The sequence below is a fragment of the Acinetobacter dispersus genome, from assembly GCF_009884975.1.
Taxonomy (GTDB): Bacteria; Pseudomonadota; Gammaproteobacteria; order Pseudomonadales; family Moraxellaceae; genus Acinetobacter; species Acinetobacter dispersus.
In genome coordinates this window covers 425363-437764 of the sequence record NZ_CP041970.1, presented here as the reverse complement: position 1 = coordinate 437764, position 12402 = coordinate 425363, and the positions used below count along the sequence as shown (strand labels likewise).

The 12402-nt window shown below is 39.6% G+C and carries 7 protein-coding genes and 4 tRNA genes; 2 read left to right on the top strand and 9 right to left on the bottom strand.

Features of this window, described 5'->3' with window-relative positions; genetic code table 11:
* Window positions 1-2: 2 nt before the first annotated feature.
* The 5 genes from FPL17_RS01850 to FPL17_RS01830 form a co-directional block, all read right to left on the bottom strand.
* Window positions 3-1553 (bottom strand): hypothetical protein, encoded by a 1551-nt coding sequence (locus FPL17_RS01850; RefSeq protein ID WP_159882812.1) that lies wholly within the window; start codon window positions 1551-1553, stop codon window positions 3-5.
* A complete protein-coding gene (locus FPL17_RS01845; RefSeq protein ID WP_159882810.1) occupies window positions 1543-4380 on the bottom strand; it encodes a type VI secretion system Vgr family protein in 2838 nt (945 codons plus the stop codon). Before FPL17_RS01845 ends, FPL17_RS01850 begins: the two co-directional genes overlap by 11 nt.
* Window positions 4381-4625: 245 nt before the next feature.
* Window positions 4626-6077 (bottom strand): amino acid permease, encoded by a 1452-nt coding sequence (locus FPL17_RS01840; RefSeq protein ID WP_159882808.1) that lies wholly within the window; start codon window positions 6075-6077, stop codon window positions 4626-4628.
* Window positions 6078-6528: 451 nt separating this feature from the next.
* Complete coding sequence (astA, locus tag FPL17_RS01835; protein ID WP_159882806.1) at window positions 6529-7572, bottom strand: arginine N-succinyltransferase; 1044 nt, start codon at window positions 7570-7572, stop codon at window positions 6529-6531.
* Between the two features lie 389 nt (window positions 7573-7961).
* Window positions 7962-8864, bottom strand: a complete 903-nt coding sequence (locus FPL17_RS01830) for a LysR family transcriptional regulator (protein WP_159882804.1) — start codon at window positions 8862-8864, stop codon at window positions 7962-7964.
* Between the two features lie 249 nt (window positions 8865-9113).
* On the opposite strand from FPL17_RS01830, the gene FPL17_RS01825 reads away from it, so the two are divergent.
* Window positions 9114-10478 carry a hypothetical protein gene (locus FPL17_RS01825; RefSeq protein ID WP_159882802.1) on the top strand — a complete coding sequence of 455 codons (1365 nt, stop codon included), beginning with the start codon at window positions 9114-9116 and terminating at the stop codon, window positions 10476-10478.
* 83 nt (window positions 10479-10561) lie between these two features.
* Entirely contained in the window at window positions 10562-11755 is a 1194-nt protein-coding gene (locus tag FPL17_RS01820) for an OmpP1/FadL family transporter (protein WP_159882800.1), read from the top strand.
* A gap of 44 nt (window positions 11756-11799) precedes the next feature.
* On the opposite strand, the gene FPL17_RS01815 is transcribed toward FPL17_RS01820, so the two are convergent.
* The 4 genes from FPL17_RS01815 to FPL17_RS01800 form a co-directional block, all read right to left on the bottom strand.
* A tRNA-Trp gene (locus FPL17_RS01815) sits at window positions 11800-11873 on the bottom strand.
* Between the two features lie 67 nt (window positions 11874-11940).
* Window positions 11941-12025 (bottom strand) — tRNA-Leu (locus FPL17_RS01810).
* 147 nt (window positions 12026-12172) lie between these two features.
* A tRNA-Trp gene (locus FPL17_RS01805) sits at window positions 12173-12246 on the bottom strand.
* A 68-nt stretch (window positions 12247-12314) separates the two neighbouring features.
* A tRNA-Leu gene (locus FPL17_RS01800) sits at window positions 12315-12399 on the bottom strand.
* Window positions 12400-12402 lie beyond the last annotated feature (3 nt).

The window sequence follows — 12402 nt, the reverse complement described above, 5'->3', positions numbered from 1 at the left end:
TTTTATCTATTAATGACTTGTCCAGATATATTTGGAAGACCAATTCTGACATCTTTTAACTGCTCATCAAAATCAGTCATTCCCCAATTTGTATCATAAGGACCATGAATATTCTGTTCTTTAATTTTGCTTCGTACTGCCTGATATTTAGCTTTGTCAGCTGGAGACAAACTATTATAGGCATCTCGTCTTATTGGGGATTTAAGCGATAAACGTCCATAAGTATCCACGGGATAATAAATGGTATTATCAAACTTTCCTTCTTTGAAAATAACCTGTTCCCAACCACCTGATAAATGATAACTATCTCCTAAGGCATCTTTTGTCTGGCTTGAGGCAGGGCCACGCCATACCTTAATTGATTGACCAGCAGGAATATCATAAATTACAAACTGCCCATTTGCGTTCCAATCCGGCCATACTGCAAGATATTTACGCCAAGCTGCTTTCGGATCAGGACTATTTTTAATTTTAATAAAGACTTCTTCTGTGACCCAACACTCACCAAACGCACCATTTGCAGGTGAAGTTACACGGTATAATCTGGCAGGTCCAGTAATAATATCTGCTGACAACCTAGTAAATGAAGCAATATTATAATCAGCCAAAGGAGGATAACCATCCTTTACCATTTCATTAACCATCTTTCTTTTACTAGCAGGCTCTAATGGTGCATGTTCTAAATTCCCCCTACTTAACCAAGTCGGCCGTGGCTTTTTAGTACGCATTAACGTAATGGCACGCGCTTCTGGCAATGTACCTCTAAAGTGAACATTAGTAGTATTTCTCACTGCTGTTCTTTGTAGATATGACTCCATATCTAATCTATAAATAACTCTTGCTAAGGCATCATTAAGTGGTGCCAAAGCTTTTGCCAATGGGGCATCTGCAGCATTTCGAATTTTTCTAACAATGGCGACAGTATTTCTAATTTTATCTTTTAAACCAGGAATATATTTGGCCTTATTTGTTAAATTATCCAATAGCTGAATCCCTCGGTCAAAAGCAGCCAATAGCTCCTTTGCACTAAGCTTATTTTTTACTTTTATAATTTCATTCTTTAAATAAACGAGAATATCCACGTTCGGTAGATATTTTTTAATATAATCTTGTACTTGTTTTTTTCTTAAAAAAGTAATAACCCATGTCATAGCTGAATCGACAGCTTTAACAACGGCTTTTCCTCCGCTTCGTCTTACAAACAAGAAGAAGATTTTTAGAACCCCTTTAACCAAACTCCCTAGGCTTGGAAATAGACCAATTAAAGTAAGGGCCAATGCGACCCAAGCCCACTGATCCGAAATATCTTCATTTAACTTCTTACAATTTGCCACCAAATCGCGAACATCACATATCTGATCCACAAATGGGATCATGGAAATTGCAGCATCAAATACAATTTGCCCTGTACTACGATTATCATTGAAGTCTCCTTCTATGGCTTCTACCATCCACTCCCATATACTTTTTTCCTCTTGAATATCTTTTTGCTCACCAGTCATCCAAGCCAATGCATCTCTAGCTTGTGTAGCATTAGGAATATTATTTGCCATTATTTACATCCCCATAACTACGGATTGATGAGTCGTCTTCAATTTCTAATAACTCTTCTAATCGATTGGCAATTTTTTCTTTACCTTCTTGAGGTTCATATACTACTTTTTTTATGGTTTCAGGTGGTACATTTTCATGCCTAGCAAATCCATTAGCATCTAGTTTTCCTGCTAATGTTGTTCCATTTTTAAAGAAAATTTTATAACCATTATTTGCAATACCCTTTCTTGTTTCAGGGTCACGATAATCCAATTCAATCCAATTCTTTATTTCAGCGCCTGGTAAAGTTATTGGTGTTAACTGAACATTCGCCCCACCCATAAACAAATGCTGCCCTGCCTTCACCTCAAACTTGCCACTGGTAACTGGAAAAATACCTGAACCATTCAGCTTGATCTGAGAACCACCCGCAGTAATTACAATCTCTTTCGGACTGCTGATCTCAATACGATCTTCGGTCGAAATAATCTGAATCCCTTGCTTGGCCAGTAAATCCATACCATCCGACTGAGCATGTGCTTCAAACTTGCCTTTAGCAGCCACTTGCTTAATACCATTCTGTGCAGCAAACACACTGATTCTGTTTTGCGCATGCGTAATCAGATTCTTTTGCGTGCTTAGATTGATACTGTCGCCTGCAAACTGGTTGATCTGTCCCTCTGCAGAAACATGAATATCTTCACTGGTACTTAGACCGATCCCCACAGGTGAGCTTAATAGCAATAAGGCTTTATTAAATTTAGCAATTTTTGCTTCAATCTGTTCTGCAAATGCTTTCAATTGTTCAACGGATTCAATTTCATCGGTCTGCTGGTTTTTGGCCACTTCACTCAGTGCCTTGGCATTGTTTTGATTAGCTTCAAATTGCTGCTTAGCGGATTGAGCATCGAGATGTTCGCCTTGGGCTTGATCCTGTTTATACGTGGAAACAAGTAAGCCTTCACCTGCGCGTACGGCTCCCCATTGATCAGTACGTAGTTCAAAACCTTCGCCACGATCTTCACTTTCTGCTTTGTCTTTCGGATGACTGAGTTTACCTAAGTTAAGTTGGCTGGCAGCATGACTGCTTTGGAGCTGGGCGCTGATCTGTCCAGTGGTGTCATCAAAGCGCAGTTGGTTAAAGCCTTCACCCTGATATTCCTTGGACTTGATCCCTGCCAGTTTCTTGGTGTCTGGCAGCTTACCTGCATTGTCGAACTTGGTTGGACTACGATGTGCTTCATGGATACGTCCCACTACAAATGGACGGTCAATGTTGCCATCAAAGAAGTCGATAACTACGATTTCATCGATACGTGGCAGGAAGCGCGCCCCATAGCCTTCACCAGCCCAAGGCGTCAGTACATCGACCCAAGCTGAATCGGTGTCGTTGTCATTAGCGCCTGCACCACCATCATGGCTATGATCATCATTTCGGGTAAACAGGAAACGAACTTTAATACGGCCCCATTCATCTACATGGATTTCTTCACCACTTGGTCCGACCACTTTGGCACGTTGCGGTGAAGCGGCTGGACGGTGTTGCAATGGGTTAAATTCGGGTACAGTTTTGATGTTGCGGCGTTGCAGGATTAACTGGTTAGCTTGGCGTTCTTCTGTGTTGCTTTGTTGGGTTGGCTGCCAATTGCTTTGTGCTAATAGTTGATTGATCTGTTGATGTAGATCTTTAGGCAAGTTATTTTGGTTATAGAAGTTTTTGCCTGTAATCAGGAATTCTTTGTCTGCACCATCGTGTTGATCAATTTCAGGATGTTCGGCTAATTCAAACCAGTAACCCACATGGGTGTCTCGCACCGTAGTATTCGCAACAAACTGCTTGGATTGTAAGTCGTAGTATTGACTGAGATTCTGATTCAGTTTTTCAATTTGGGCATTGCCCGATTGGGTCGCACCATCTTCACCATTGATATCTTGCATCCAAGCGGGAGAGAAATGCCATGCCTGTTCTAGACCAAGACTGGCATTGTCATGCTGATCACTGTGCTTATGGGTGCTTTGTACACTACCTGCACCTTCTTCCTGTTCTAAGGCATCGGCTTGCCAACGTTGTACATGGACGCTACTGGGCTGTAATGAACGTTGTCCAACTAGGCTGGTCATACTGTCATATTGTTCAGTGGCACTGCTACGGTGATAACGAATCTGTCGACGATCGAGCGCTTGATACTGGCTATTGTCATCAATCAAACGCATTTTTTGTGCTTGGATAGCGGCACTGCTGAGAGGAACTGTGCGCTCAGCTTCGTCGATGAGCCAGTTAATGCCTTCGCTGCGCATGAGACGGGTGAGAAAGTCATAGTCGCTTTCATTGGACTGCATAATGAAAGGTCGGACATCATAGTCTTGACTGAGCCCACTTAAATCTAAACTTAAACTTGATGCAAAGAGTGGACTCTTTTGTTGCCATTCTTTAAAAATGATTTCCACCACATCTCGTACGCTCTTGTTCATAAACACGCGGCTGTTACGGCGTTGTTTCCACAGTGCAGTTGGGTCTTCGAGTGTCAGCTTATATAAAGTTAAGCTACCGTCGGATTGTCCCTGTAAGGCTTGAGTGATAATACCTGTGACACGGGTCAATTGACCTTGATCAGTCACGCTATCAACCGCCGCTTGGCTACCAATAAATTGTTTTAGTGGAATAGTGGCATTGGTCGATAGGCAGATCAATTCTGCCTTAAATCCATCATTCAGTTGATGCTGACCATCAATACGTTGCAGAAAAACCTGCGAATTTAAATTTTGATTAGAAAATTGAATATGAATCGCACGTTTTTGTGCTGTAAGGCCGAGGCTCTCTAACGCTTGAAAGATGTTGTTCAACATTTTTATAGATTTTTTTGCTTAAATTTACGGCATTTTACCGATAGCAATATGCATCTGTCTATACAGTATTGTCTGTTTATGACATTTTTCGTCACCATTATTTCTTGGTTTAAAATAATACTTTTTATATTCATAGATATAAAACATTCTTCAAATACTCTAACTCTAAAAATAATGTAAAAAAGCAAAGCCGAAGCTCTGCTTTATTTAATATGAGTCAGAATGTAGCCGTAGATTAATTCCACTTAAACATAATCAGCCCTACTTGCCTTTAAGATATCCAGTTCTAACATTTTTTTCTTTTTATAACGATAAGCGATCAATAGGCCAATAAACCACACTGGTGAAAGCCCCAATGCAATAAGGGTATCGTGGTCTAAAGCAAGAATCACAATTGTAAATACCAAAAATAGCATCGTCAGCCATGCCATCACCAAACCACCTGGCATTTTAAACTTCGACTGTAAATGTAACTCTGGAAATTTCTTACGATAGCCAATATACGACAGAATAATCAGCATAAAGGTAAATACACATAGAATTGAGGTCAATGCTGAGATAATCGTAAATGCTGTCATCACATTCGGCACAATGAACAAAATAGAGGTTCCAATGGTGACGCAAGTCATTGAGAAAATCAGACCTCGAATTGGTACTTTTTTCTTCGATAATTTACTAAAGCTCTTTGGTGCATCATTATCCAACGCCAAACCATAGAGCATACGACTGGTCGCAAAGATACCACTATTTGCAGAAGATAAGGCTGAGGTTGCAACGACAAAATTAACTAGTCCAGCAGCAATCGGCAAACCAATCAAGGTGAACATTTCAACAAATGGACTTTTTTCAGGTGAAATTTTTGCCCAGGATGTGACCGCGATAATGCATATCAATGCACCAACATAGAACAGTAAAATACGTAATGGGATCGAATTGATGGCTTTAGGTAGAGATTTATGCGGATCTTTAGTTTCAGCAGCTGTAGTTCCAACCAATTCAATTCCGACAAAGGCAAAAATCGCAATTTGGAAACCTGCTAAAAAGCCTGTGACGCCATAAGGAAACATCGATTGAGTTTCAAACACATGGCTCATCGATGCTTTAATACCATTGGGTGAAGTAAAGCCGGTACTGATTAAATAGATACCCGCAAGGATAAACAGAATAATGGCGGAGATCTTAATCAACGAAAACCAAAACTCCAGCTCACCAAACATTCGAACAGCAACAAAGTTCAGTATGGTCAGAATAGCCAACGAGGTAAATGCAGGGATCCAGACAGGAATATCGGGATACCAAAACTGCATATATCCCCCAATCACGATGACATCGGCTATCGCAGTAATAATCCAGTTACACCAATAAGACCAACCAAGGAAAAAACCTGCCCAAGGACCGATATAGGCCGTCGCAAAATCGGCAAATGTTTTAAAGTTGGTATTTGCTAGCAGCAGCTCGCCCATTGCCCGCATAACAAAGAAAAAGAAAAAACCAATAATTAAATAAGTTAAAACAATTGAAGTACCTGAAATACTTAAGGTCTTCCCAGAACCCATAAATAAGCCTGTACCAATTGCACCGCCAATTGCAATCATTTGAATATGACGATTGGTCAGCGAGCGTTGTAATTTTTCTTCGTCTTGCGAACTTTCCTGCAAATCTTCATCCAGAAGTTGCGTTCCTTTATTCTGACTCATGTCATCCTTACTCCAGTTTGCAGCAACCGTTATAAATGCTTCATAAAAATAAAATATTTTTAAAATGCTTTAATTTAAAAGTTCCATCTTTCTAAAATTATTTTGAAATTAATAGCTTAATTAACCCACCTCACTTGTAAATAGTTCGTATTAAATCCCTTTTCTGCACACTAAAACCTGTTGTTATTGATCAAAAGTATTTTAGCCGCAAGCATCATATCTCATCCCCAAACGAGTTGAAGATGATGCTTTTCATTTTCGCTTAATTATTACCCAATTAACATGAAATATACTCTATTATCCTAATCTCACTCCATCTGAGAAAGATATGAATATCGAAGATAGTAAAAAATTATGCATCGATATAAATAAAGAATATGGCTAAAAAATACAGTATAAGTGTTGTGAATTAACATCTAAATCTGTGAATTTTCTACTTATACATAGCCCATCAACGCTTGTTCTGATTTGCAATATTGATATTGAGCAAACGTACCGATGCCCCCTCTTTCACATGTAACTGATGGGCTTGCTCCACACTCAACGTCACTTGGTTTGAGTCTGGCTGACTATAGATTAAAATGGCGCGATAATTTTCATAATCATCATTGGCGACAATATAAGGTTCATCACCGAGCATAATGAGATCAGATTGTTCAATATGGACAGTTAACACATGGCTGTCTTTGATGGCTCTTAGATTCTCGATATCCGCCTGCAAGGTTGCACCCGCATCAAAGATATCGACATAGCCCTTATAACGCAGCCCTTCTTCAATCAAAAGGTTATACGCGGGTTCGGTATTCGGATGAACTGCTCCAATCACCGCCTTCGCTTCATCAGGCAGCATATCGACATAAAGTGGATGCCGTGGCATGAGTTCCGCAATAAAGGCTTTTTTGCCTGTACCGCTTAGATAATCGGCTTTGGTAAATTCCATATCGAAGAATTTATGACCGACTGCATCCCAAAATGGTGAACGTCCATTTTCATCTGAAAATCCGCGCATTTCAGCCACAATGGTTTCTTCAAAATACTGTCTAAACGCTGATAAGAACAAAAACCGAACCTTAGACAAAAACTTGCCATTCTTATTTAAACGATAATCTGGATCTAAAAATAAGGTACATAACTCACTACAGTTAGTGTGGTTATTACTCAGATATAAGGTCGGCAATGATTTATAAACATTCAAAGGTTCGGAAGAATGAACTTGTGTGCCGATATGAAAATTATACCAAGGTTCTTTTAGACCTAAGGCAACCTCGATTCCACAGACACCAACCACTTTATGTAGTGAGGTATCTTCCAGCACAAATAAATAGCCCTGCTCCGACTTATCCAGTTTACCTTCGACCGTTTTAATCGCTCGATCAATCCGTGCAGCCAATATTTCCATATCTGGTTGCAAAGAGGTTAAACCAAAACCTGCTTTCTGTGCCAAGTGGTAAAGATCATGAATATCTTTTTGTTTGATATAACGAATCATCATCATGTCTATTTCCCCTTATTCTCAATCAGAACAAACGAGGCACAGGCTGCGCTGATTGTGCTCTTGAGTAAGACATCCAATTCATTTTTTCTATGCTGAACCATGCACAATCCCGACATGTGTTATTCCTTAATTCTTAAATTTTTCCCTAGCATCAGCTCATTGATGATCGAGCTGGCTTTATTTATCTAAGCCTTTTTTGTGACTTATTTCATCAAGCTGAAATCTAACTTGAATAATCTAAATTGATTAAGAGCTCTGCTGATCACTCTATTATTCAAAAACTAATTGGCACAAAAAATTGAAAATTAAGCAAAAAATGAGCTGTTTTTTAGCATTTTATTTATTGACAGTGACAATATGAAAAAATAAGGAATGGGTCTAAAGTAAAATCAAGTATTCTTCAGTTCAAACCATTCTCGAATCATATCTAAAAATAGTTTCATTCCGATCGAGTGAATACTAATCGATTTATAAACAGCACATGCATGCCATGAAAAAGCAGGATTTTGATAATTTAAGACCGTGACATCCCGCTCCCTTTGTAATGATTGGAATAAATGGCTTGGTCCAGCCGTAATTGCATCACTATGCATGATATGATGAATCAATAAATCGTAGTCATTCACAGTTAAGCAAACTCGTGGTGAATGCCCTGTATGCGTTTGAGCCCTTAACCATTGCATTTTTTGTTTTGAAATTCGCGGTAACGCAAATGGATAATCCAGAAGATGATCAAATGCCAAATGTTGAATTTCAAGTAAGGGATGTCCAGAACGAACGATAAAGTTAATCGGGTCTTGAAACAGCGAAACTGAAATCAAATCATCAGCAAGATCAACATACTCTGTACTTACAATCCCTAAATCTAGAATGCCATTTTCTATTTTTTCAATAATATTCTTGGGGTTATCAACATATAAATGCACTTCAATATCAGGATATTGCTTTGAAAATAAAGGAATCACATCTTTCATCAATGCATGAATAATGACAGGCCCTGTCCCGATATGTATTTCTCCAACTTGACCACTCGAAAGGAGTTTAATCTCCTTATGCAAGGTATCTAACTGCTGCAAAATTTGTGGGGCTTGTTTTAGAATATGCTCGGTATATAAAGTCGGTTTAACGCCTTTACTGGTTCGCTCAAACAAGACCACGCCCAAGTCATGCTCTAATTTTTTAATACTATTGGTTAACGATGGCTGGGTCATACAAAGTGCTTCAGCCGCTTGATTGATCGTTCCAATTTCAGTTAACACCATGATTTGCTGTAGATGTCTTGGCTTAATCATTTCTCATCCCTGAATATTTTATTGTGATTCATAAACATACTAAAAAAGCATTTCCATTCGTCTTTGCCTAAAAATATATCTTAATTTTATTATTTTAGATGCTATTAGGTATATCCAAAAGCTATAACTTCCATACAAAAAATCCATTACACAATATAAATCAAACTTCCTATGCTGCTTCTAGATTAAGCACCTTTAATCCGTTCTGTTTCGATTCAGAAATTAAAGTCATACAAGCAAGGATGTAAAATGAAACACACTTTAATTCCGCTACTGATCAGTAGCGTCGTGATTTCCACCTCGTTTGCAACACAGGCACAAGAAACCACAGCTCAAGCGACTCCTCAAACACTCGAGGCTATTCCGGGTCCACGCTCTTGTTTTTGGGCTCGTGGTCCTGTTAGCGCTGACCCATATATCAATATCGCCTACCCAGATGCCAATGTTTATTATTGGGCAGGTACTTTCACCATTCCTCAAGGAGCAAGTCTTAAACTCAAAGGAGAATTTCCACGTTCACGATATATGTCTTTTATTAGTTATGACGAAGCTGGAAAACCTGTTGAATCGGTTGCAGACTATTTAATCAAGCCAAATAATAACTCTGGTAATCCCTTCGTTTATGGGCAACAACGTAGTCCATCACAACGTGAGTACAGCTTAAACGTATCTGCTACCCCTGTGACAGCACAGCGCAAAGTTGGCCAATTGAGTCAGCCACAAAGTGTTAATCAACTCTATGCGCCTGCTTACGGCAAAAATCAGCAAATGATTTTATATCGAATCTACTTACCTGATAACGGACAAAGCGTCACAGGAGGTGTAAGTTTACCAACACCTCAATTAACGCTTGCAGATGGTCGTGTATTAGAGGGTGATCAAGCCTGCGCACAACTCAAAGCCAATCAGCCATTACAACTTACTTCTGCTGCAGTCAGTATTCCTTCCAATGAATATCGCCAGTTGATCCATCAGGCAGGAAAGCCAGATACATGGCCAGCACAGAATCCAGCACAATGGTTTATTCAACTTGATCGAGAAAGCCTGTTAGGGATATTTACTGGCAAGATCAATGAACAAGCAAGACGCTCTGAAGGTGGCTTTTATCCAAACTTAGATAATCAATACATTAGAACAGTTGTGAATAGAAAATATGGCAAGGTCTTTGTCCTGCGTGGAAAAGCACCTACTGTTTCTAAGACCTTCAACAATAAAGGGCTTTTGACGCAGGGCGATTTGCGTTATTGGTCAATCTGTTCAAATCAAGGTTTTGCCAATACACGCGTCAATGATTGCTTATTTGATGAAGAAATTCCAGTTGATCAAAATGGTTATTACACTGTTGTCGTAAGTCGAGTCGCTGACCGTCCGCGTAATGCCAAACCAGAATGTGGTATCGGTTGGTTACCTATGGCAGAAGATGGAGACGGTGCTGTTGACCCAGATATGACTATTGTCCAGATCAGACACATGCTTGCATCAAGCAGTTTTAAACACACCATTGCTAATGTCGAACAGCAAAAAGATTTAGCTTCGGTGATGGGAGAATACCTGCCAAAAACCAACTATCTGATGCCAAATCAAGTCGAAATTTTTAACCCCTGCTTTAAATAATCAATAAAACCAATCCATACAACACCCAAGAACATAATAAAAACTTGAGTGTTGTATGCCCCAAAAGGAATTTGGAGGCTCCAATGTATTCACGTATTAGACATCACACCTTATCAGCTTTAGTCACAACACCATTTATCATCAATACTGGGTACAGCGCAGGCCTTGATCGCTCTGGACAATCCATTACTGATTTTTTTCAAAATGGAACCTATGCATCCCTCTCTTATAATTATTCTATGCCAGATGTGAGTGGGCAGGATAAAGGACTGAGTAGCCAAGGCAATCCCAATGAAATTCCTAATATTAGTGCCAATAATAGTGCTTTACGTGGCAGCATAAAAACAGATTTAAATGAAAAAATAAGTCTAGGGCTCATTTATGATCAACCTTTCAATATTAACCTTCAACATCGTGGGCACAGCGACTTTGTTTCTCAATTTGAAAATAAACCCGCTGAAGGTACTCAAGCCAAACTAGACAGCCAGAATTTAACAGGGCTTATCGGTTTGAATATCAATAGAAATTTAAGTGTTTACGCAGGTCCTGCCTTAGAAGAAATTGAAGGTAACATCAAACTGCGTGGACAAATTTATAAAGGTAGCGCCAATTACAATGCCGAACTGCACTCTGATTATGCAATGGGTTGGGTAACAGGATTCAGCCTGAAAAAACCCGAAATTGGGCTAAAAGCAGCACTGACTTATCGCTCCGAAATAAAACATCAGACACGCACCACAGAGCAGTTTTCAGTATTAAGTAATGATCTTTACACGCTACCTGTCACATTTACTTCACCAGAATCAGTAAATTTTGATTTTCAAACAGGCCTAAGTAAACAAACCTTACTCAGCGCCAATATCCGCTGGGTGCCATGGAAAGACTTTGAGTTTAAACCAGCCAAATTAGCAGAGCGAACTGCTCCAGCCAGTCCAGATAAAACAGGACTTCCTCTGCTCAGTTATGGAGAAGATCAATGGTCAGCACAAATTGGAATCGCGCAGAAACTTACTGATAAATTTTCAGTCTCAACATCTGTCAGTTGGGATTCAGGTCTTGGTGATCCAGCTAATGCACTTGGGCCAGTTAATGGTTACTGGGGATTCGGGCTCGGGTTCCAATATAATTTTCTACCCAACTGGGCAGTTTCACTTGGCGGAAGATATTTATGGCTTGGAGATGCTCAAGCACAACGTCAGAATGGTGATTTAGTTGGAAGCTTTAGCGATAATCACAGTACGCTTCTAAGTTTAAAATTGGCATACCAAAAGAAATAGACCATAAAAAAGCCCTTGTTTTCACAAGGGCTTTTTTATTTATTTGGCAGAGGATCAAGGACTCGAACCTTGACGAACGGTTTTGGAGACCGTCATGCTACCATTACACCAATCCTCTAAACTGCATGATTAAATCATATATGACTCAATCATAAGAAAGTAAGAAATGCTTACCTTCTTAAATATGGTGGGGGCGAAGAGACTCGAACTCTTACACCTTGCGGCGCTGGAACCTAAATCCAGTGCGTCTACCAATTTCGCCACGCCCCCGATGGGTGTGTATATTAGAGATAAACCTTTCTACTGACAAGCCCTTTTTATAAAAAAACTATGTTTATGAAAGCTAATGCTTTTTTAATATACAGATAGAAACAGCAGACACAAAAAAAGGAACTTTATATAAAGTTCCTTTGAATTTGGCAGAGGATCAAGGACTCGAACCTTGACGAACGGTTTTGGAGACCGTCATGCTACCATTACACCAATCCTCTATAACCACATGATTAAACTCTATTTCGTTTAATCATAAAAAAAGCAAGATACTCTTGCTTTTTAAATATGGTGGGGGCGAAGAGACTCGAACTCTTACACCTTGCGGCGCTGGAACCTAAATCCAGTGCGTCTACCAATTTCGCCACGCCCCCGAT